This window comes from Anaerolineae bacterium (genome assembly GCA_011176535.1).
GTDB lineage: Bacteria > Chloroflexota > Anaerolineae > Anaerolineales > DRMV01 > DUEP01.
In genome coordinates, this window is record DUEP01000005.1 from 1 (window position 1) to 21,315 (window position 21,315).

Annotated in this window: 17 protein-coding genes, 3 tRNA genes and 3 pseudogenes; 4 read left to right on the plus strand and 19 right to left on the minus strand. The window is 63.8% G+C overall.

The features are described from left to right. The 4 genes and pseudogenes from G4O04_01040 to G4O04_01055 form a co-directional block, all read right to left on the minus strand. A partial coding sequence (locus tag G4O04_01040; protein ID HEY57132.1) for a DUF2339 domain-containing protein occupies nt 1–956 on the minus strand: 956 nt, incomplete at its 3' end. A 30-nt stretch (nt 957–986) separates the two neighbouring features. Beyond that, entirely contained in the window at nt 987–1,757 is a 771-nt protein-coding gene (gene phnC / locus G4O04_01045; GenBank protein ID HEY57133.1) for a phosphonate ABC transporter ATP-binding protein, read from the minus strand. Nucleotides 1,758–1,900: 143 nt separating this feature from the next. Beyond that, nucleotides 1,901–2,656, minus strand: coding sequence for a phosphate/phosphite/phosphonate ABC transporter substrate-binding protein (locus G4O04_01050; GenBank protein HEY57134.1), 756 nt, complete (start codon nt 2,654–2,656; stop codon nt 1,901–1,903). A gap of 66 nt (nt 2,657–2,722) precedes the next feature. Continuing rightward, nucleotides 2,723–2,812 (minus strand): annotated as a pseudogene (locus tag G4O04_01055) (sulfurtransferase). 286 nt (nt 2,813–3,098) lie between these two features. Between G4O04_01055 and def the strand changes: the two are divergent. Together def and recF are read left to right on the plus strand one after the other, a co-directional pair. Further along, nucleotides 3,099–3,608 carry a peptide deformylase gene (gene def, locus G4O04_01060; protein ID HEY57135.1) on the plus strand — a complete coding sequence of 170 codons (510 nt, stop codon included), beginning with the start codon at nt 3,099–3,101 and terminating at the stop codon, nt 3,606–3,608. A gap of 134 nt (nt 3,609–3,742) precedes the next feature. Beyond that, nucleotides 3,743–4,990 (plus strand): DNA replication/repair protein RecF, encoded by a 1,248-nt coding sequence (recF, locus tag G4O04_01065; protein HEY57136.1) that lies wholly within the window; start codon nt 3,743–3,745, stop codon nt 4,988–4,990. A 48-nt stretch (nt 4,991–5,038) separates the two neighbouring features. On the opposite strand, the gene surE is transcribed toward recF, so the two are convergent. From surE to G4O04_01085, 4 genes are all read right to left on the minus strand, one after another. Further along, a complete protein-coding gene (surE, locus tag G4O04_01070; GenBank protein HEY57137.1) occupies nt 5,039–5,851 on the minus strand; it encodes a 5'/3'-nucleotidase SurE in 813 nt (270 codons plus the stop codon). A gap of 65 nt (nt 5,852–5,916) precedes the next feature. After that, a tRNA-Arg gene (locus G4O04_01075) sits at nt 5,917–5,992 on the minus strand. 17 nt (nt 5,993–6,009) lie between these two features. Beyond that, nucleotides 6,010–6,102 (minus strand) — tRNA-Ser (locus tag G4O04_01080). 51 nt (nt 6,103–6,153) lie between these two features. Continuing rightward, nucleotides 6,154–6,240 (minus strand) — tRNA-Ser (locus tag G4O04_01085). Between the two features lie 119 nt (nt 6,241–6,359). On the opposite strand from G4O04_01085, the gene G4O04_01090 reads away from it, so the two are divergent. After that, nucleotides 6,360–7,556, plus strand: a complete 1,197-nt coding sequence (locus G4O04_01090) for a glycine C-acetyltransferase (protein ID HEY57138.1) — start codon at nt 6,360–6,362, stop codon at nt 7,554–7,556. A 133-nt stretch (nt 7,557–7,689) separates the two neighbouring features. Here the strand turns inward: G4O04_01090 and G4O04_01095 are convergent, their stop codons facing one another. Then, complete coding sequence (locus G4O04_01095; protein HEY57139.1) at nt 7,690–10,029, minus strand: universal stress protein; 2,340 nt, start codon at nt 10,027–10,029, stop codon at nt 7,690–7,692. Between the two features lie 368 nt (nt 10,030–10,397). Between G4O04_01095 and gcvT the strand changes: the two genes are divergently transcribed. Then, nucleotides 10,398–13,556, plus strand: a complete 3,159-nt coding sequence (gcvT, locus tag G4O04_01100) for a glycine cleavage system aminomethyltransferase GcvT (protein HEY57140.1) — start codon at nt 10,398–10,400, stop codon at nt 13,554–13,556. Nucleotides 13,557–13,618: 62 nt separating this feature from the next. On the opposite strand, the pseudogene pgl reads toward gcvT, so the two are convergent. The 10 genes and pseudogenes from pgl to G4O04_01150 all read right to left on the minus strand — a co-directional run bounded on the left by pgl (nt 13,619) and on the right by G4O04_01150 (nt 21,315). After that, nucleotides 13,619–14,409: pseudogene (gene pgl / locus G4O04_01105) on the minus strand (6-phosphogluconolactonase). Between the two features lie 3 nt (nt 14,410–14,412). Further along, a pseudogene (zwf, locus tag G4O04_01110) lies at nt 14,413–15,853 on the minus strand (glucose-6-phosphate dehydrogenase). A 5-nt stretch (nt 15,854–15,858) separates the two neighbouring features. Then, complete coding sequence (gene gnd, locus G4O04_01115; GenBank protein HEY57141.1) at nt 15,859–16,770, minus strand: decarboxylating 6-phosphogluconate dehydrogenase; 912 nt, start codon at nt 16,768–16,770, stop codon at nt 15,859–15,861. 10 nt (nt 16,771–16,780) lie between these two features. Then, a complete protein-coding gene (aroQ, locus tag G4O04_01120; GenBank protein ID HEY57142.1) occupies nt 16,781–17,224 on the minus strand; it encodes a type II 3-dehydroquinate dehydratase in 444 nt (147 codons plus the stop codon). Then, nucleotides 17,221–18,162 carry a histone deacetylase gene (locus G4O04_01125; protein HEY57143.1) on the minus strand — a complete coding sequence of 314 codons (942 nt, stop codon included), beginning with the start codon at nt 18,160–18,162 and terminating at the stop codon, nt 17,221–17,223. The genes aroQ and G4O04_01125 overlap by 4 nt, the downstream gene beginning before the upstream one ends. After that, nucleotides 18,159–18,593: a hypothetical protein gene (locus G4O04_01130; GenBank protein HEY57144.1), complete on the minus strand. Its 435-nt coding sequence runs from the start codon at nt 18,591–18,593 to the stop codon at nt 18,159–18,161. The genes G4O04_01125 and G4O04_01130 overlap by 4 nt, the downstream gene beginning before the upstream one ends. Beyond that, on the minus strand, nt 18,590–18,982 hold the full coding sequence (locus G4O04_01135; protein HEY57145.1) for a hypothetical protein: 393 nt from the start codon (nt 18,980–18,982) through the stop codon (nt 18,590–18,592). Before G4O04_01135 ends, G4O04_01130 begins: the two co-directional genes overlap by 4 nt. A gap of 26 nt (nt 18,983–19,008) precedes the next feature. Beyond that, nucleotides 19,009–19,521, minus strand: a complete 513-nt coding sequence (locus G4O04_01140) for a nitroreductase (protein ID HEY57146.1) — start codon at nt 19,519–19,521, stop codon at nt 19,009–19,011. A 3-nt stretch (nt 19,522–19,524) separates the two neighbouring features. Continuing rightward, nucleotides 19,525–20,433 (minus strand): MBL fold metallo-hydrolase, encoded by a 909-nt coding sequence (locus tag G4O04_01145; protein HEY57147.1) that lies wholly within the window; start codon nt 20,431–20,433, stop codon nt 19,525–19,527. 27 nt (nt 20,434–20,460) lie between these two features. Further along, nucleotides 20,461–21,315 (minus strand): SDR family oxidoreductase, encoded by an 855-nt coding sequence (locus G4O04_01150; protein HEY57148.1) that lies wholly within the window; start codon nt 21,313–21,315, stop codon nt 20,461–20,463.

Here is a 21,315-nt window from a genome sequence, read left to right on the forward strand (position 1 = left end):
TCGTCGCCCACGGGGATTTCCGTATCCCCCACCCCTCGCGGGGTGAAGCGGTTGCCGATGGGGTCTTCCCATTCCAGTTTCACAGGCAGACCCGGCTTGAACCCGCCGCCCTTGATGGTCAACAATGTGCCGTAGGTCAGGTGTCCTTTGGTATCCCGGGTGCTCAATTCGCCACAGGTGGGTGTGACCACAATCCAGGGTTCGCCTTCCTTGGGCTGGTTGACCGGAGGCGCGGCCTGCTCGTCCACACAGGGGGCTTCCAGTTTCGCCGTGGCTTCCAGAGCACTGGCCTCGTAATCAAAGGCCGCCTGCCAGGGCCAAAAGATGCTGCTGAGCACCTTCTCGGTATCGCGATACTCCCGGATGGCCTTGGGGAGATCGATCTGGGTCAGCCGCGACCCCAAAATCAGCACGCCCACGATGATCAACAACAGGAAGGGCGTCACGGGGCCAGGTTCTTGGGGGTCCAGCCCCCCGGCGTCAAAAATGGCCCACAGCCAGATCGCCGAGGTCACCGCGGCCCCGGCCAGAGCAGTGAAGCCGTAGATCTGGCGCACCATATCCGCAGGGATGGTCATCGACAGCATGGGGCCCACGCTCCCACCAAAAGCCACCACCCCTAAAAGGGCGAAAAGCACCCCCGAAAAAGTGCGCACGAACTCATCTCGGAGCACATACCGGCGGGCCAGGCTGAACAACGCCAGCAGGAAGATCCACAAGGCCGCCGTCTCGCCCAAAAAGACCAGGGTCGTCTTGAAAGAGAAGCCATAATCGGGATAACGGGGGCGTTGGGCCGCCGTGTACACCGTCAGCCCCCCCATCACCACCACGCCCAAAAAGGCGAACAGGCCGCGAGAGTAGGCCCCGGCGACCGCCTGGCCCAGTCCCGGCACCATCAGCGACAACAACGCGCGGAAGAAAGAAAACGGCTTGCGGCGTGCAACCTCAGTACCCACGGGAGCACCTCACAAAACAGGTTGGGTGAATCAGCCAGCCACGTTCAAACGTTGGGCTTCTTCGCCGTAAATGTGTTTGAACTCTTCGTCGGTGATGTTGCGAATATCCTCGCTGGTGCCCTCGTACACCAGACGCCCATCCCGCAGACCAATGACGCGGGTGGCGTAACGCTGCACCAGGTCCAGGTAATGCAGGGAACACAACACCGTGATGCCCCGCTCTCGATTCAGTTTCTCCAGATACCCCAGGATGGAGTGCGCCAACACCGGGTCCAGGCTGGCCACCGGCTCATCGGCCAGGATCATCTTGGGGTCCTGCATCAACGCCCGGGCGATGCCCACCCGCTGTTTCTGTCCACCCGACAGGGCGTCGGCACGATTGTAGGCTTTGTCGGCGATCCCCACCAACTCCAACGCCTGCAAAGCGCGCTGTTTCTCGCTCTCCGGCCAAAAGTTGATCAGACTCCACCAGGGGTTGACATACCCGCTACGTCCGGTGAGCACATTGGTCAGCACCGAGAGGCGGTCCACCAGGTTGAAATGCTGGAAAATCATGCCGATTTCCCGACGAATGCGGCGCATTTCGGCGTCCGAAGCCTGGGTAATGTCCACCCCGTTCCACAGGATGCGCCCCTCGGTAGGCTCGATGAGGCGGTTGATGCAGCGCAACAGAGTGGATTTGCCCGAACCGCTCAACCCGATGATGACCAGAAACTCCCCGTCCTCCACCGTGAAACTGACATCCTTCAACGCCACGGTGCCATCTTCGTACACTTTGGTGAGATGCTCGACAACCAACATAGGCCGCTAACCTCGCAAAAAGAGTGATAAGGAAACCCCTCGGCTAAAGAGAAGCCGGCTTCTCCGCAGCCGAGGGCCGGCGACCGCCGTCGCCAACAAAAAAGGGCGAGGGAAGCCCAAGGCCTCCCTCGCCCTGAGGGGAGTTATTTGCTCAACTCCTCGATGGTCACGCCAGCGGCCTCGAGTTGCTGGCGGAAGCCATCGTAGAAGGCGTCATCGGCCGCCTCAAGACCCTGCCAGGAGAACAGGCCCTTGAGCATCTCCTTGCCCTCGTCAGAATCGTTCAGGCTGAGCAGCGCCTGGACGATCTTGTCTCGTAGGTCCTTGGGGAAGTCGGGGCGGAAGGAAATGTTGTCGTTGGGGATGGGCGCCGAAGTAGCGATGACCGCCACCTTGTCCATCACATCGGGGAAGTCTTTCGCCACCAGTTTCCGGGCATCCAAGAAAGTCGCCCCGGCATCGCAGTCACCGTTGTACACCGCAATGACCACAGCATCATGGCCGCCAGTGTCCACGATCTCGGCCAGATCGGTCTCGGGGTCGATGCCCGCCGCCTTCATGGTCAGGCTGGGGATGATCCAACCTGAGGTGGATTCGGGGTCAGGCCGGCAGAACTTCTTGCCCGCCACATCTTCCACCTTTTCAATGCCCGATCCGGCCTGGGTGATGATCTGGCCCTGATACGAAGTGGAGCCGTAGCGCACCGAGACCAACGCTACATCGGCGCAGCCCTTGGCGCTGGCGCGCACATACCCGAAGGTGTTCAGCGCGGCCATCTGGGCTTCGCCGGAGCACAGCGCCTCTTGCTGCGCCGTGTAGTCGGTGGGGATGACCGGTTTAATCACAATGCCGGTCTTCTCTTCGACATACTGGGCGATGGGCTCAGCACCGGCCAACACGGTGGCGGTGTCCTGGGACGGGGTCAGGACTCAGATGATGGGATTGTCAGCCATCCCCAACGCCGGCTCAGAGGGCATCTCGGTCTCTGCAGGCGCTTCTGTAGCCACAGGCGCCTCGGTCTCCGCAGGCGCTTCCGTAGCCGCGGGCGCCTCGGTGACTTCCCCCTTCGGCGCCGGGGTCGGCGTGGCCTTGGCGCAGGCGCTCAGCGCCAGCGCGGCCACCAACACAGCGGCAACCACAAACAACACACGAATCTTGCGCATCTTCTCCTCCTTTGAGGACCAACGAAAGAGTTTTTCGCCTATCTAGGCCTTTCTATCTTACTCGAAAACGGTAGGGATGACAAGTAAATCGTGAACACCCTCACGCAAGCGCCCGCCAGGCAGAATGGGGTATAATTCTCCCGTCCAAGTGTTCATTTCCTGGCCATGGAGGTATTTCATGAGCATTCGACCGATTGTGACCGTGCCCCATCCGGTGCTGCGCCGCAAGGCGCGGCCCGTTAAGGACTTTGGCCCCGAACTCCAACAACTGATTGACGACATGATCGAGACCATGCACGCCGCCCCCGGTGTGGGGCTGGCTGCCCCGCAGGTCAATGTGCCGCTGCGGGTGATCGTCGTAGAGTTTGGCGACGAGGAAGACGAAAGCGTCCCGCCGCGCCTGTGGGCTATGGTCAACCCCGAGATCGTCCGCCAGTCCCGCGAAACGGAAATCGGTACCGAGGGGTGCCTCTCCATTCCGGGGATTCTGGGCGATGTGGAGCGTCCCGTCGCCATTACCGTTCGCGGGCAAAATCGCCACGGCCAGCCCGTCAAATACAAACTGCGCGGCTGGGTGGCGCGGATCTTTCAACACGAAATCGACCATCTCAACGGCGTGCTCTTTACCGATCGTGCCGTGAAAGTGTGGCGGGTCCCCCAAGGGGAAACTGTCCCCGATTTGGTGTGAGGCCTCACAGTCGCCCACCCCGCCCCATGCCACGGGAGGACTTCCCGTGGCATTCGCTTGCCGGTGATGGTCATGACAAGGAACACGAGACCACTTTCGGCCCCATGCGCTGCCCGTTCGCTTAGCCCCCGACGATGCGTTTAACCCGACTTTCCCTGTCCTCTTTTCGCAACTTCGCCCGGCTGGAAGCCGAGGTGCCGCCCGGGGCCATCATCGTGGTCGGCCCAAACGCGCAGGGCAAAACCAGCATCCTGGAAGCCCTTTTCTTTCTGGCCACCTTTACCTCTTACCAGAGCGCCAGCGACCGCGAATTGATTCACTTTGCCGCCGCCCAGGGGTCGCTGGCCGTGGCCCGCATTGTGGGGGAATTCGTGCGCGAAGGCCGCCGGCACACCTTGGAAGTGCGCATCATCCGCGAGGCCAACGGCTTCAACGGGGGACGCACCCGCAAAGAAGTGCTCCTCAACGGGGTCAAAGTGCGGCTGTTGGAAGCCCTGGGGCGTTTCAACGCCGTGCTTTTTCTCCCTCAAATGCTGGATATCATCACCGGCGCGCCGGAGCGGCGCCGTCGCTACCTCAACCTCACCCTCTCGCAGGCCCAGCCGGGCTACGCTTCCCTGCTCTCGGAATACAATAAAGTCCTGGCCCAGCGCAACGCCCTGCTCAAACAATGGCAGGAACACCTGCCCAAGAGCGCCGCAGGCGCGTTAGAGGTATGGGACCAACAACTCAGCCGACTGGGGGCGCAAATCATCCACGCCCGCATCCACGCCCTGGCCGAACTGGACCGGCAGGCGCTGCGCTTTCACCGGCAATGGACCGGTGGGCAGGAAGTGCTTCGGTTGGTGTATCGGCCTGCTTTTGAGCCGCACCCTCCCCCTCCCGGGCAAACCGCCCTTCCGCTGGATGTTCCGGTGGACCGCACCCGTCTGACCGTCGAAGACATCGCCCAGGGCTTCCGCCAGGCCCTGCAAAAGGCCCGCCGCGAGGACCTGGCCCGCGGCATGACCACCCTGGGCCCCCACCGGGACGAATGGCGGGTGCTGGCCAACGGCATCGACTTAGGAGTTTACGGCTCCCGCGGCCAGGTGCGGACGGCCATGCTCAGCCTTAAACTGGCCGAGGCGCAATGGATCACCGAGCGTACCGGCGAGGCCCCCGTGCTGCTGCTGGACGAGGTGCTGGCCGAACTGGACAACCGACGCCGCGCTGACATCCTGCGCTTTCTGCAAGAGACCGAACAGACCATCCTCACCACGACCGATTTGCGTCTGTTCGCGCTGCCCTTCGTGCAGCAGGCCACCCGCTGGTACCTGCGCCAGGGCATGTTGGAGCGGGTGGAACCCCCTGCGGCAGGCAACGACGCCCCTCCCACAGCCTGACTTCGCGCGTGACGCAAGACAAAAAAGCGCGGTGACTCCGCGCTTTTTTTACTTTTCTTCCCGCAGCCAGCGCGCCAGTTGTTCAAAGGGCACCCGCGAGGTGCAATCCACGCTCAGCGGAACCACGGCCACCTTGCGCTCCACGCGCAAGACATACACATCCGTATCCGGAGGAAAGGTCTCCGGAGGATCGCCATAGGTGTATCCCACGGTGCCCGGTTCCTCCCACGAGCGACGGCGGGGGCGCAGCGGACGATAGTACCGCCTGCGGGCCTGGCGGCACAACTGCCAGGGCGTCTCCGGCGTCGCGTTCGCCGGCACATCCACTTTCAGCACATCTACATCGGGGGGCAACCCATCGCCGCCTTCCAGCAGACGCCGGGCAAACAGCCGGGTGAAATGAGCGGCCACCGAGAAATCCACCTCATCAGAGTGCGACAGATGGTACTCTTTCGGCGTCTCCAAAGAGATGGCCAGGGCAGGGATACCCAAGGTAGCCGCCTCCAAAGCCGCGCCCACCGTGCCCGATACCGTCACCCCCGTCGCCAGGTTCTCGCCGTAGTTGATCCCCGAAACCACCAGGCCGGGCGGCGTCTCCAGAATCTCCAACATGGCATGGAGCACCACCTGGGCCGGGGTGCCGCCCACGGCGTAGGCGGTGTGAGGCTTGCCGCCCACGGTCAGGGTGCAGGTGGTGATCAGCCCATCGGAATCTGAGGGCAGGCTGCGCCCGGTACCGGAAACCTGCTGGCGGGGCGCCACAATGACCACCTCCCCCAGGGGAAGCAACGCCTCGGCCGCGGCCAGCAGACCAGGCGAACGCACTCCATCGTCGTTGGTCACCAGAATCGTGGGGGGCATCGCATGAACCTCCTGCAAGAGCGGGCAAGGAAAAAGGAGCGGGAGGTTCCCGCTCCTTGAGTGAATGGCGCCCTCGGCGTGATTCGAACACGCGACCTCTTGCTCCGCAAGCAAGCGCTCTATCCGCTGAGCTACGAGGGCGCAAGGGACTTACCAGGCGGGGAGGGCGGGATTTGAACCCGCGGTCGAGGTTTTAGCCCCGACAACCGCTTAGCAGGCGGCCCCATTCAGCCAGACTCTGGCACCTCCCCTCAATTCCACTTCGTCGCTCGCGGGGGTGCCGAGCCCGCCTGGCGTTCAGGCGGAGGGAGAGGGATTCGAACCCTCGGTGGGTCTTCACCCACGGCGGTTTTCAAGACCGCTGCCTTCGTCCACTCGGCCATCCCTCCCGGAGCGGGCCTGATTTTACCACAAGGGCCGGGGACTGACAAGATTTTCCTCGGCGGTTTTATGCTATACTCAACCCAGGCGCACCCTTGCGCCGCATCCTGCCAACGAGGGTGAGACGATGAGCGTAAGCCTTCCTCCCAAACTGCAGTGGATCGAAGACGAATGGCAAGCCCTCCACGAGAGCGGGTTGTACAACCACATTCGTACCCTGAGTTCGCCTCAGGGCGCCTGGCTGGTGGTCGATGGCAAACAGGTGCTCAACTTCTGCTCCAACAACTACCTGGGCCTGGCCAATCACCCGCGTCTGGTTCAGGCCGCCAAGGAGGCCATCGACAGGTACGGCGTGGGGCCGGCTGCCGTGCGCACCATCGCCGGCACGATGGACCTGCATGTGGAACTGGAACGCCGCCTGGCCGCCTTCAAAGGCGTGGAAGCCGCCATCACCTTCCAATCGGGCTTCAACGCCAACCTGGGCACCATTCCGGCGCTGGTGGGGCGCGGGGATGCAATTTTCTCCGACGAACTGAACCACGCCAGCATCATCGACGGCTGCCGCCTCTCCCGAGCCGAAATCATCCGCTACACGCACTGCGATGTGGCCGACCTGGAGGCTAAACTCAAAGAGCATCGTCACCAGTACCGCCGGGCCCTGGTGGTCACCGACGGCGTGTTCAGCATGGACGGCGATATCGCCCCCCTGGACAAAATCTACGAGGTCACGCAACACTTCGATGCCATCCTTATGGTGGACGACGCCCACGGTGAAGGGGTGTTGGGGCGCGGCGGTCGCGGCATCGTGGACCACTTCGACCTGCACGGCAAGGTGGACATCGAGGTCGGCACCCTTTCCAAAGCCTTTGGCGTGGTGGGCGGCGTGGTGGCCGGAAACGCCAAAATCATCGAGTGGCTGCGCCAGCGCGGACGCCCCTTCCTGTTCTCCTCGGCCATGACCGTGCCCGACACCGCCGCCTGCCTGGCCGCCTTAGACCTACTGGAAGAATCCACCGACCTGGTGGACAAACTCTGGGAGAACACCCGTTACTTCAAGAGCGAGATGAAGCGCCTGGGCTTCGACACCGGCCAAAGCGTAACGCCCATCACCCCCATCATGCTGGGCGAGGCCAAACTGGCCCAGGAATTCAGCCGCCAACTCTTCGAAAACGGGGTCTTCGCCACAGCCATCGGCTACCCCACTGTACCCAGGGGCAAGGCTCGCATCCGGGTGATGATCTCCGCCGCCCACGAGAAGGAAGACCTAGACGCCGGGCTGGAGGCCTTTACCAAGGTCGGGCGTGCTCTGGGCGTGATCTCCTGAGCCCGGACCCAGGGGAGCGAACCGCACCCCGGGCAGGGGCCGCCCCCCAAATCCTGCTCTTCCCCAAAAACGGCACCAGGCCAGAGGGCGCAGAAAACCCTCCGGCCTGGGTATTTTTTGGGTCCGGGGCCTCCTACCCCTGATCCTCGTGCCCGTTGTTCCAAGGCGGCAGGATGAAGACCGGCGTCAGCGTGTGCCGCACGATCCAATCGGCCGTGGAGCCGACCAGCAGGCGGTCGAAGCCCATGTGCCCCCTGGTGGCCAGCATGATGAGATCGACATCCAACTCCTTGGCCACGCGCACAATGGTGCGGTCCGGGTCCGAACCGGCCACCACCATCTTGACCTGCAACCCATCCTCGCGCAGGACCTCGGCCACGCGGGAGAGGTACTCCCTGGCCCGCGCCTCGGCCTGCCGCCGCAGGGGCAACACCACATCGGCTTCCAGACCGTACAACTCCGGCTCGGGGACTTCGGGCACCGACAGCAAAATGATTTCGTTGTTGAAAGAGGGATCCACGGCGCGCACATAAGGCAAAATGCGCTCGGAGAAAGGCGTACCGTCCAACGGCACCAACACCCGGCGGAAGCGCGGACGCGGCGGGCGACTGACAATGGGCCGCACGAACAGCGTGGGCAGGTTGACCGCCTCGAAGATCTTGCCCGCCTTCTGCCCCAGCAAGAAGCGGCGCGACCACGACTGCCCCCGCGAGGTGAGAATGAGCCAATCGGCACGGCTCTGCCGGGCAATGGCCGCCAGCGTGGCGGGCACATCGCCGCGCTCGACCACCACGCTGGCCGAAACCTCGGCCTGGGCCAACTGCTGCATCCACCTCGTCAGGTACTGGCGCAGGCGCGCTTCGCGGGCCCCGTTCTTCTTGGGCGGGATCACCGAAGCCAAAATCAGGTGTGCGCCGTAAGCCGCCGCCACCACCTGGCCGAAGGCCACGCCCCGCTCTGCCGCCCGTGTGCCGTCCAGGGGTACCAGAATCCGATGAGGCACCTCTTTGCGGCTACGCCACAAAGCGATCCGTTCCGGCGTGGCGGCCCATGTCACCTTGGCACCCTCCCCCGGTTCGGTCACCGGAGCAGGGGCCGGCGCCTGGGTGCGCCCCGAAGCCGTGGTCCACATGGCTTCCTCCAGCCGGCCCAGTTGCTCCCGCAGGGCCGAGGGGCTGCCCAAACGGTTGCGGAAATAAGTCAACACGCCGTAGAGGGCGGGGATGAGCACAAAGTATATCCACGCCCCCTCGCGCAAACGCTCCCCGAAGAGGATCACCGTAGCGATGGTGGTCAAAATGGCCGCCAGCACGCTACCGAACATGGTCACCAGGTGGCCCCATTGCATCTCCTGCAACACTTCTCTTCGCAGCCGTTTGACCACCGCCCACGCCGTCATGCTGAGCAAGATGAACACCCCCGCCGCATAGAGCGAAAGGTAGGTCTCCTCCAGCGTGCCGAAAAGCAGGAAAGCCAGGGAAACCACGCTCACCTCGGCCCACACCGGCGCCGGGGGAACGCCGTACTGGTTGCGCCGACCGAAACTGGGCGGCACATAATGCCGGTTGGCCAGCCCCAGCGAGAGGTTCTGGATGCCCTGGGCGCTGGCCGCTGAGGCCGAAAGCAACACCACCACCCCGATCAGCGTTCCGATGTAGGGCAAGGGGGCGGGGAGCAACGCATCCATCGTCTGGGTGAACACCGAAACATGCTCGTTGAGCGGGTCGGCCAGGCGATAAATCGCCGGGCCGACGATGAGCATGGTCATGCCCGTACTGCCCATGATGATGAGCAGGCTACCAAAGGCTTTGCGGGCCTTCTCCTCCGGCCGGCCCTCGTAAGCCGCCACCAGGTTGGCGAATACCTCGATGCCCGTCATCAAGGCCAGAATACGGGCATAGCCCCCCAGGGTGAACGGCAGGTACTTGAAAGAAAAGGCCGAGAGGTGCAGGGGAGGCAAATGGACCCCCAACTTGACCACCGTGGCGATGATCATGGCCCACAACAGAAAAAGCACGGCCAGCGTCGCCGGGCCAAAAATGCGCGCCGCCACTTTGGGGCCCAAATTCACCAGCCAGCCGGTAATCACGCTGAGCAGGATGGCCAGGAGCAAGCGGCCCGTGACGCCCAACACCAGGGGGTGGTTGAGGGCGGGGAACCGGTCCGCCACAAAAGTCACCAGCGCCGCCACGCTGACCAGAAAGGTCAGCGTGTATTCGATGTAGGTGATGCTGGCGTTGATCTTGACCGCCCAGCCGCCGAACTCCTCTTCGGTGAGGCCGCTGCCGCCGCTGCCGTCGGTCACCCAGCGCATGACCAGGCGATACATCAGCGAGACCACGGCCACGGTGAGCAACACCAGCCAGATACTGGCACCGTAAACCACCCCGGCCACCCCGGCCATCACCAGCAATTTGAAGAAGGGGCCAAAGACATACAGCGGCGAGGTCGCCGGATCACCACCGCCTGCCAAGGCACCTTCAAACGCATTCGACAACTTTCGCGAGACCGTACCGGCCATATAGAAACTCCTCAGGATTGCCCGTTGCCACGCATAAGAGACGCTCCAGGGAGCACCCCGGAGCGCCCCAAGCGGCACTGCCGCTGCATAAACTCCACATCACACCAAAGCCGATTTTACCAGAATTTTGGACAGGAGGCATCCAAGGCGCCTGTCCCAAACCATCGTCACAAGCGGGGACGGGGAAGGATCACATGGCATGGATTATAATTTGATTGCGACCATAGATCGCGGGATGCCCGGAATCCCTCAATGCTGAAGTTTCCAGGCCTTTCAACACCCCGTCTTCTTCGCTCCCATCCCTCCTTTGGAGAGACCTCATGACCCAAGACTACCTCTTCCGCGGCACGCTCAGGGACTTAGACCCCGCCCTGTACGAACTCACCCAAATTGAGGCCGAGAGGCAGGTGCGGCGGTTGATCCTCATCCCCAGCGAGAGTCAGGCGCCTCTGGCCGTGCGGGAGGCCATGGCCTCGGCCTTCCAGAACATCTACGCCGAAGGTTATCCTCCGGAGCACTGGCGCTGGCTGAGCGAGGAGGAGATTCTGGATTACAAGGCCCGGCTGGCCGAGTACCGCCGGCTGGCCGACCCGCGTTACTACAAGGGCGTGGAGTACGCCGACATCGTGGAATCCCTGGCCCGCCGTCGTTGTGCCGAAGCCTTCGCCGCCAACGGCGTGAGCGCCGACGACCTCTTCGTCAACGTGCAGCCCCTCTCCGGCGCACCGGCCAACAACGCGGTGTACCATGCGCTGATCAAACCGGGCGACACCATCCTCTCCATGCACCTGGTTCACGGTGGCCACCTCTCCCACGGCTCGCCGGCCAACCGCAGCGGCAAACTCTACCAGGTGGTGCACTACACCGTGCATCCCGAGACCGAGCGCCTGGACTACGACCAGGTCGAGGCCCTGGCCCTGGAGCACAAGCCCCAAATCATCGTAGCCGGGTACTCCTCCTATCCCTGGGCGGTGGACTGGGCCAGGTTCCGCGCCATCGCCGACCAGGTGGGTGCTTACTTGATGGCCGACATCGCCCATGTGGCCGGGCTGGTGGTAGGCGGCGCCTATCCCTCGCCTGTAGGTTACGCCGATGTGATTACCTTTACCACCCACAAGACCCTGGGCGGGCCGCGCGGGGCGGTCATCCTGACCACGGACCCGGTCATCGCGCGCAAAATCGACCGCGCCGTGTTTCCCGGCGAGCAGGGTGGCCCCCATGTGAACATCTTCGCCGCCTTAGCCTTGCTTTTCAAACTGGCGCAGACCGAGCTGTTCCGCCAGTACGCCCACCAGGTGGTGAAGAACTGCATTGCCTTCACCGAGCGGCTGCGCGAGCGGGGCTTCCGCATCCCCTACGGTGGCACGGATACCCACCTGATGAACCTGGACTGCAAAAGCGTGCGCGCCTCCGACGGCACGCCCCTCTCAGGGGATCTGGCGGCCCGTATCCTCGATGTGGCCGGCATCGTGGTCAACCGCAACACCATCCCCGGCGACAAAGGGGCGCGCAACCCTTCGGGCATCCGTATGGGCACGCCCTGGATCACCCAGCGCGGCTTCGACGAGGCCAGGAGCCGCGAACTGGCCGATGTCATCGCCGACCTGCTCTGGGCGGTGACGCCCTACACTGTGGACGGCAAGCAACGGGCCAAGGTGGATTACGACGCCTTGCAGGATGCCCGCCTTCGGGTACGCGACCTGGCCGATCGCGCGGGCCGTGATGTCGAGCCGCAGGGCTTTGGCTACCCCCACTTCATCTACCCCGACGACCAGCCCCAGCGCCCCGGCGACCGCACGGTGTTGGAGATCGGTGGGGAGCGGGTACGGCAGTTCCTCAACTTTGCTTTGGCTTCCGATGTCGAAGGCCTGGAACCCGGCCAGACACAGCCCACCCGTCTGCACACCCCCAAGGGCTGGGTGAGCGGCACGCTGCGCTGTGTGGAACCCCGTCGCTTCCGTCTGACCGTGCCCCGCGAGCAGACCTCCCTGGTGATGACCTACCTGCGCGACCTCTCCGACGGGTACATCGCTTTCGATGACCTGGACCTCAAACGCAAGGTGCCCGGCCCCGCCTGGGTGCTCGAGGCGCTGGACGGGGAACCCGACCCGCTGCCCCAGGGGGAGGTGCCCGAACCCCAGGATAAGCCCTACTTTGTGGGCCTGGCTGCATCCCGGGGGTCCGGCAGCAGCGGGACCCCTGAGGGGTTGCCCGAATTCCAATGGGAGGAGGCCGAACCCGAGGGTCTCCGCCGTACCCCCCTGTTCGACCTGCACAAGCGCCTGGGCGCCAAGATGGTACGTTTCGCCGGCTGGGAGATGCCGGTGTGGTACTCCTCGGTGTTGGAGGAGCACCTGGCCGTGCGCCAGGCGGCCGGGCTGTTCGATGTCACCCACATGGGTGTGTACCAAGTGGAGGGCCCTGATGCGGCGGCTTTCTTAGACAGCGTGTGCGGCAACGACATCGGCAAACTCAAGGTGGGCGAGGCCGCCTACGCGCACTTTTTGGACCCCGACGCCAAGGTGATAGACGACCTGTATGTGTACCGCCGCGATACGGACAAATACCTGGTGGTGGTCAACGCAGCCAACGACGAGAAGGATTGGGCCTGGCTGAACGCGGTCAAAGAAGGCCGGGTGTTGGTGGACCGGGCGCGGCCTGGAGCGCGCGCTTTCGGCCGGGGCGCGGAGTTGCGCAACTTGCGCGACCCTGAGGAGGGAGCCGACATGCGGGTGGACCTGGCCTTGCAGGGGCCGCGCTCCCGCGAGGTGTTGCTGGCCCTGGGCGCGGACCCGGCCACCAGGCGCCGCATTTTGCGTTTGAAGCGCAACCAGTTGGCCGAGGTGACGCTGGGCGGCTTCGACCTCATCGTCTCGCGCACGGGCTACACGGGCGAGAAGATGGGCTTCGAGTTGTTCGTACACCCCGACCGGGCAGCCGAACTCTTCGAGGCGCTGCTCCGGGTCGGTGAGCCCCTGGGCCTCAAGCCGTGCGGCCTGGGCGCCCGCGATTCGCTGCGCACCGAGGCCGGGTTGCCCCTCTACGGCCATGAGTTAGGCGGCCTCCTCAACCTGGGCGTAGGCGAGGCCGGTTTCGCCAGGTTCGTCAAGACCTACAAGCCCTGGTTCATCGGCCGTGAGGCCTTCCTGGCCCGCGAGGCGCAGCGCCAGCAGGGAATCGTGCGCTTCCGCTTCACCGAGAAGCACGTGCGCATGGCCCACTTAGGCGACCCGGTGCTCGACAAGCGCGGCAAGGTGGTCGGCGCGGTGACCAGTTGTGCCATTGACAGCGAAGGTTATCTGACAGGGCAGGCTGTGGTGCTGCGCAAGTACGCCGAGGAAGGCACACCGATCTTCATCCTCCAGGGCACCGAACGGCTGAAGAAGGCCCCCAAAGCCCCGGCCGAACTGGATTGGGGCGACACCCTGCCGCTGCCCAGCGCCGCCGTGGTGGTGTCGCGGTTCTTGAAGAAGAAATAGTCCATACGCAACGCGGGGCGGTCCAGCATAGGGCCGCCCCGCCGCGCGCCGCAGGGCTACAGTCAGGGAGGGAAACCATACCCTACGATCCCAAACATCACCTTAGGCGTTCCATTCTTCATGTCACAGGAAACAACGCCGTCAACGCCCCGCCGCCTCCGCATCCAAAAACCAATACAGCCGCTCGCGGGGCGCACCCGTTGCGCCGGATACCGCTCCTCGGGTCCGCGCAGCACCTGGGCCACGATGTCGGCCTTGGAGGCGCCCAACACAAGAAACAACGCCCGGCGCGCCGCGTTCAACGCCGGGAAGGTCAGCGTCACCCGCCAGGAGGCCAGCCGCGGCACATGAACCACTGTGACCCAGCGCTTCTCCTCCTGCAACGCCGCCGTGCCCGGAAACAAAGACGCCGTATGGCCATCCGTGCCCAGGCCCAACAACACCATATCGAACACCGGCCCCTCGCCGTGGAACAGGCTCCGCAGTTGCTGCTCGTAGCGTTGCGCTGCTTCCCCGGGCGGGTATTCGGTGGGCACGCGGAAGACCTGGCCCGGCGGCACAGGCACATGGGCCAACAACGCCTCGTAGGCCATGCGAAAGTTACTCTCCGGTGATCGGGCGGCACCATGCGCTCGTCGCCCCAAAAGACGAAGGTGTGCGCCCAGGGGAAACATGCCTTCCAGGGCGTCGTGGCCAGGAGGCGATACAGGGCCCGCGGCGTGTTGCCCCCCGAAAGGGCCACCACGAATCGCCCCCGGCGCTGCACGCTCCGGCAGGCCACGGCGAGCAACAGGCGTGCCGCCGCCTGCACCGCCCGCTCCGAGGTGGGAAAAATGCGTACGAAGGGGCACATGGCTCAATCCGCGCAACCCAACAGCCAGCGTCGCCCCTCGCGGGCCATCAGGGCATCGGCCGCGCTGGGGCCCCAGGTGCCGTTTTCGTAAAACTCCAGGGGGGGCGCATGGGGACCTTCCCAGCAGGCCAGGATGGCGTCAATCAGATGCCAGGCGTGTTCGATCTCATCGCTTCGGGTGAAGAGCGAGGCGTCACCCTCGATGGCGTCCAGCAGCAACCGCTCGTAGGCATCCGGCAGATAATGGCCAAAGGCCTGGGCGTAGCGAAATTCCATGTCCACCGATTGGGTTTCCTGTACGGAGCCCGGGACTTTGGCCTCGAAACGCAGGTGAATCCCCTCATTGGGTTGAATGCACAGGGAGAGAATGTTTGGCGTGAGTTGATGTCCGGGGGGAAAGCGGAACATCACATGCGGGGGGCGGCGGAACACCACCGAAATCTCGCTCCGTTTGGCCCTAAGCGCCTTGCCTGAGCGCAGGTAAAAGGGCACTCCCTGCCAGCGCCAGTTGTTGATTTGCAGACGTAACGCCGCATAAGTGGGCGTCTGGGAGCCTGGGGCCACACCTTCGGTGTCCCAGTAAGTGCGATACTGGGCCCGCACGCTGTATCGGGCCACCTCTTCCTCATCCGGGATGGGAATGGCGGTCGGCACCTTGACCTTTTCGTTGCGAATGGCATCGGCGTCGAACGAGGCCGGGGGCTCCATGGCGCTCAGGGTCAGCAGTTGGAGGAGGTGATTCTGGAACATATCCCGCAGCACCCCGGCCCTGTCGTAATATCCGGCCCGGTGGCCCACATCCACGCTTTCGGCCACGGTGATCTGCACATGATCCACATAGTTGCGGTTCCAGATGGGCTCAAAGATGGCGTTGGCAAAGCGGAAGAACAAGATGTTCTGCGCCGTCTTCCTTGCCCATGTAGTGGTCGATGCGGTAAATCTGGCTTTCGTCGAACACCTGATGGAGCACCTGGCTCAGCCGCTGGGCCGATTCCAGATCGTGGCCGAAGGGCTTTTCGACCACCACCCTGCTGGGGGCCTGGTCGGGCAATCCGCAGGCGCCCAAAGCCTGCACGATGGGGATGTACAGCGAAGGCGCGGTCGCCATGTAGAAAATCCGCTGGGCCTTGCCGCCGTCCAGTTCCTCCAGGGCCTTGCTCAGGGCGGCGTAGGTCTCCTGGGCCATCAAATCATCCCGGAAATAGGCGATGCGTTGGGCGAATTGCGCCCAGGCCTGCTCATCATAAGTCTCCGGCGAAAAGTTCTGCACCCCGGTGCGCAACCGCTCACGGAAACTCTCCTGGCTGTAATCGCGGCGCGCCACGCCGAGAATGCGCGTCCCTGAGGAGAGACGCCCCTTGAGCGCGTTGTTGTACAACGCCGGGATCAACTTCCGCCAGGTCAAATCCCCCGAAGCGCCAAAAATCACGATGGTGGTATCCATCCCCCTCACTCCCGTTTGACCGCATGACCGCCGAACTGGTGCCGCATGGCCGCCAGCACCTTGGCGGCAAAACTCTCCTCCTGACGGCTGACGAAACGCATCTGCAACGCCAGGGTGATGACCGGCGCCGGGACATCCAGGTCAATGGCCCCGAACACGGTCCAGCGGCCCTCGCCCGAATCGGCTACCCAGCCCTTGATATGGGCTAGATCGGGGTCCTCGGCCAGGGCACGGGCGGTGAGGTCGAGCAGCCAGGAGCGAATGACCGAGCCAAAGCGCCAGATTTCGGCAATCTGGTGCAAATCCAGGTCAAACTCCTGCTTGGACTTGAGGATTTCAAAACCCTCGGCGTAAGCCTGCATCACCCCGTATTCGATGCCGTTGTGCATCATCTTGACAAAGTGCCCCGCCCCCACCGGGCCCACATGGCCCCATCCGCGGTCGGGCGCGGGGGCCAGGGTCTCGAAAATGGGACGCAGATGCTCCACCGTCTCTTTGTCGCCGCCGCTCATCATGCTGTATCCCTCGGTCAGGCCCCACACCCCGCCGCTGGTGCCCACATCCACATAGCGGATGCCGCGCTCGGCCAGCACCGCCGCCCGTCGCAGGTCGTCCTTGTAGAAAGTGTTGCCGCCATCGATGACGATATCCCCGGCTGTCAACTGCTCGCCCAGGGCCTGCACCACGCTTTCCGTAGGCGCGCCAGCGGGCACCATCACCCAGACTACCCGCGGTCGGGCTTCCAACTTGGCCACCGTCTCCTCCAGGCTGAAGGCCGGGATCAACTCCGTCTCTGCCGCCAGGCGACGGGTGACCTCCGGCAAGCGATTGTAACCCATCACGCGGTGCCCTCCGCGCAACAAACGGCGGGCCATGTTACTTCCCATTTTTCCCAGGCCGACGATAGCCAGTTCCATCTCTCCTCCTTTACCTACCTTGCAGGTATGCCAACAGGCCTTGTAAGCCCAATACATAAGAAATCCAGCCAAAGCCGGACACGCTACCGATACACACCGGCGCAATCAGCGAGCGCTGACGAAAGGGCTCGCGGGCGAAAATGTTGGAGAGGTGCACCTCCACCACAGGCAAGCCAATGGCGACCACGGCATCGCGCAGCGCCACCGAGGTGTGGGTATAGCCGCCAGGGTTGAAGACCACACCATCGGCCCCCTCCCGGGCGCGGTGCAGGGCCTCGATGAGGTCTCCCTCGCCGTTATGCTGCTCGGTGAACACCTCGAGGTCCCACTCCCGGCCCAGTTCGACCAGCCGGGCGTCGATCTCTTCCAGGGTCAACGCGCCGTACACCTCCGGCTCCCGAACGCCCAACAGGTTGAGATTGGGGCCATGCAACACCAACACACGATAGGTCATGGGGACCTCCCAGCCGTCTCGCCCAGCACGGCCTTGCGGGATTGGCCCCACAAATCCAGGGCCAGCGCGACCGTCTGGGCGTGAATCTCCACGGTATCCAGGATGGGACGGGCGTAACCGCCGCCCATGGTGAGCACCAGAGGCAAACGACGCCGCCGCACCGTCTCCATCACCAGGCGATCGCGGGCCAACAACCCCTCTCGGGTCAGGGACAAGCGCCCCAACCGGTCTCCCTCATAAGGGTCGGCGCCCGCGATGTAGAAGACGATGTCCGGGGAAAACCGCGCGAAGGCCAGGCGTAACCCTTCGTCCAGGGCCTGCAAATAGGCTTCATCGCCCGTGCCATCGGGCAGCCCAATGTCCAGATCGCCTGGGACCTTGCGGAAAGGGAAGTTATGCTCGGCGTGGATGCTGAAGGCGAAGATGGTGGGGTCGTTGCTGGTGGCCGCCGCCGTGCCGTCTCCCTGATGCACATCGCCATCCACCACCAGCACGCGCCGCACTAAGCCCGCCCGCTGCAGGACCCGCGCGGCCACGACGACATCGTTGAACACACAGTATCCCGCCCCATGGTCAGGGGCCGCGTGGTGGGTCCCGCCGCCCAGGTTGATGCCCAGGCCGCCCTCCAGCGCGGCGTAGGCCGCTGCAATGGTGCCGCCCACGCTGCGTCGGGTGCGCTCCACCAACTGGGGCGACCAGGGCAGGCCAATGCGCCGTTCCTCCGCCGGGGTCAATCGCCCTCGAAGCACCTTTTCCAGATAAGCAGACAGGTGCCCCAGGGCCAGTTCGTCCTCCGTGGCCGCCGTGGGCACCTGCAACACCTCCGGCGAAACCATGCCTCGCGCCAGTAATGTTTCCCGCAGCAGACGATATTTGACCTCGGGGAAACGATGGCCCGGAGGCAGAGGGAAGGTGAAGATGTCGTGATAGTAAATCATCCGCTCGTGCGCGTCTCCGGCTCATAGCGCAGCGTCCAGGCAACCACCAGGGCGCCCAACAATTCCCAGACCGCCACGCCAAAGAAAGCGGGAGGCATGACGCCCCGCCAAACGGCCAGAGTGAAGACGAGGAAAGTCAGCATCCGAAAGGGAACAGTCCAGCGGTAAAAGGGGACAAAACGGGCTCCGACAGCCAGCAGGTAGTACACGCCCATGTTGAAGGAGGCCATCGAAGAAGCGGTGAGGAAGGCGCGTGTCAAATCCACGCTGGCTCGCTGCGTGGGAGAGGGGGCCGGCAAGGAAAGCAACCGCAACACGGCTTCGGGGGAGATCAGCCCTACCGCGCCCAGGAGCAACGCCATCACGCCAAACACGGCCATGGCCCAATCGGCCGGGGTTTGTGGTTTACGGAGAGTGAAGGAACGGCTCATGCCTGCTCCCCTCCCTCCTCAAGTTTCTCGCGCAAAAACGCCTCCGCTTCCTCCATGGTGTCCACCATGATGAGCCGACGCACCACATTGGAAAAGATGTCCAGAAACACCTTGGCCAAACCGCGCGCCCCCACCACCACTTTATAACCGGCGTTGGGGTGTGAGGCGGCGGGCATGGTGCCAATGCGCGGCACCACGCTCAAAAAGTCGTTGGGCACCCCTGTCACCTCGCGCAGGTCGATGATGGTATGCACCTTGGTATCCGCCTGTTTGATGAATTCTCCCTCTTCCACCGTCCGGTCCAGGGCTTCATCCAGACTCACCGCGCCGGAAAACTTCATCACCAGCACCTGGAGCAGGTCCGGGTGCCAGAAAAGTTCTGAGGGCATGAGATAACCTCCAGGGAGATGGGATGTCACCAATGGTTCCAGTGGACGATTTCATCAAAGGGCCGCCGTCCGCCAGGGCGTGGGGGGCGACGCAGCACATTGGGATCGGCAGGGTACCCAAAGGAAAGAGCGATCCGCAAATGCCACTCAGGCGGAAAGCCCAGAATCTCGCGGGCCTTCTCCGGCTCGTAAATGCTGGCCAGGCAGGAGCCTACCCCCAACTCCCAGGCCGCCAGTTGCATGTAGGCCGCCGCCTGCCCGGCGTCGAACATGATAGTGAAGCGCTGCGCCGGGTCGGGGGTGAGAATGGCCACACCCAGGGCCGCGCCAGCAAGATGCCCGGCGTAGTGCCCACACTCCGAGAGGGCTTGGAGCACCGCTTTGTCGGTGATGGCGATAAAATGCCAGGGCTGGGTGTTCTTGGAAGATTGCGCCCGCCGTCCGGCGTTGAGAATAGCCCGGATGACCTCCTCGGGCAGCGGCTCGTCGCGAAACTTGCGCACCGCCCGCTTGGTGCGGATGGCTTCATGCACTTCCATGGCTCACTCCTGCTTGGGCGCACGGAACTTACGCCAGTAGCGCATCAGCCCGGCGACCGACATCCACGAGGGGTTGGCCGTCTCGTAAAGCCGATGCACCTCCTCGGAGACCCCATCGGCCTGGGCCTGACGACGCACCCATTCCATCAACATCTCGTGAAACTCGGTCTCCGTAGGCTCCTGGGGCATGACTTCTTCCAGGAAGGCCTCCACCCGGTTCAACTCGCGTTCGATGGCGCTCAAATGCCAGTCCACGTCTTCATGAGGACCAAAATGGGTGGGGATAATCACCCGAAAATCGGCTTCTCGCAATCGTTGCAGGCTCGCGCGCCACTTCTCCAAATGAAACTCCGGCGGCGGCATGGGCAGGCGCAGATGCCGTTGCCCCTGCAGACGCACGCCGCCAATGTCTCCGCTGAAGCACACATCCTCGTAAAGATACACATAGTGATGATAGGCGTGTCCCGGCGTATCCAGGACCAGGAACTTGCGTCCGTTGATGACGATCTCCTCCTCGTCCTGAACTACATGGATTTTCTCTTCGGGCACCGGGAGGAACTCGCCCCAGAGGGTGTCCATCTGATCGCCGTAAATGCGGCCGGCCGAGGCCAGCAATTTCTCCGGGTTGATCATGTGGGGCGCGCCCACGGGATGCACATGCACCACCGCCCCATGGCGCTGGGTCAACGCCCCGGCAGCGCCGGCGTGGTCCAGGTGGATGTGGGTGAGCAGCACATCGGTCACATCGTCCAGGGCGTAGCCGTGCTCGGCCAGAGCGCGTTTGAGGCCCTCCAGGGTCGAGCCCGGGCCCGATTCCACCAGAATCACGCCATGCTTGTGGGGGATGAGGTAACTGGCAATGGTGCCCGGCTGGCCCAGAAAGTCCAGATCCAGCGTGTAAAACTCGGCCATCGTTCACTCCTCCATTTGAAAATCATTTTACCGGGGCGCCTCGAACTCCGGCAGGACACGCCGCAACTGCACCGTGGGGAGGTGCCGACGCACAAAACAACGCCAGAAATTTCGCACGGTCTGCCGCAACATAAACCCCGGCGTCATGACGCGCACTTCCAGGCCCGTTCGTCCATCGGTGGCCGATGATGCCAGAAAAACGGCCCGCTCAGCGGGAATCTCCGGCGGTTGCGCCCAAAGGCACAAAATCCGCCCGTAGCCCTGCAACGGCCCTTCAAACCCGGCCACCACCGGCGTGTCCAGAAGCATCTCGGTCAACATCATGCCGGGGTTGAGCAGAAATACGCCCACACCACTCTGGCGATATTCCCGGGCCAGCGCCAGGGTGAACGAGCGCACCCACGCCTTGCTGGCACCGTACAAATTGAGCATAGGGACCGGCCCGCGTGTGCCCCGTCCGGCTATATTGAGCAACTTGCCGCGCCCCTGGCCCAGGAAGTGCCGCAGCGCCGCCACCGCACCGTAATACACGCCCAGAATGTTGGTGTGGATCATCCGCTCCCCATCCGCCACGGGGACATGCGCCGTGCCCCCGTAGGGGGAACTCACCCCGGCGTTGTTGACCCAGAGATCCAGGCGTCCAAAAGTGGATAAAGCGACCTCGAGCAGGGCTTCCACCTGCTCCCGTTGGGCCACATCACACCGGACCCCCAGAGCGGTCTCCGGGCCGCCCAATTGCTCCACCACCCGCTGGAGGGTCTCCGCGGAACGGGAAGCCAGCACCACCCGCGCCCCTTCGCGCACGAACGCCCGCGCCACCGCCAGCCCAAACCCCCGGCTTCCCCCGGTGATGACGGCTACACGCCCTAACAATCGTCCCAC

Excerpts from the sequence above, each read along its gene's own strand:
- phnC (HEY57133.1), bottom strand. The coding sequence starts at position 1,757 with ATGTTGGTTGTCGAGCATCTCACCAAAGTGTACGAAGATGGCACCGTG.
- def (HEY57135.1), top strand. The coding sequence starts at position 3,099 with ATGAGCATTCGACCGATTGTGACCGTGCCCCATCCGGTGCTGCGCCGC.
- recF (HEY57136.1), top strand. The coding sequence starts at position 3,743 with ATGCGTTTAACCCGACTTTCCCTGTCCTCTTTTCGCAACTTCGCCCGG.
- surE (HEY57137.1), bottom strand. The coding sequence starts at position 5,851 with ATGCCCCCCACGATTCTGGTGACCAACGACGATGGAGTGCGTTCGCCT.
- G4O04_01090 (HEY57138.1), top strand. The coding sequence starts at position 6,360 with ATGAGCGTAAGCCTTCCTCCCAAACTGCAGTGGATCGAAGACGAATGG.
- gcvT (HEY57140.1), top strand. The coding sequence starts at position 10,398 with ATGACCCAAGACTACCTCTTCCGCGGCACGCTCAGGGACTTAGACCCC.
- gnd (HEY57141.1), bottom strand. The coding sequence starts at position 16,770 with ATGGAACTGGCTATCGTCGGCCTGGGAAAAATGGGAAGTAACATGGCC.
- aroQ (HEY57142.1), bottom strand. The coding sequence starts at position 17,224 with ATGACCTATCGTGTGTTGGTGTTGCATGGCCCCAATCTCAACCTGTTG.
- G4O04_01125 (HEY57143.1), bottom strand. The coding sequence starts at position 18,162 with ATGATTTACTATCACGACATCTTCACCTTCCCTCTGCCTCCGGGCCAT.
- G4O04_01130 (HEY57144.1), bottom strand. The coding sequence starts at position 18,593 with ATGAGCCGTTCCTTCACTCTCCGTAAACCACAAACCCCGGCCGATTGG.
- G4O04_01135 (HEY57145.1), bottom strand. The coding sequence starts at position 18,982 with ATGCCCTCAGAACTTTTCTGGCACCCGGACCTGCTCCAGGTGCTGGTG.
- G4O04_01140 (HEY57146.1), bottom strand. The coding sequence starts at position 19,521 with ATGGAAGTGCATGAAGCCATCCGCACCAAGCGGGCGGTGCGCAAGTTT.
- G4O04_01145 (HEY57147.1), bottom strand. The coding sequence starts at position 20,433 with ATGGCCGAGTTTTACACGCTGGATCTGGACTTTCTGGGCCAGCCGGGC.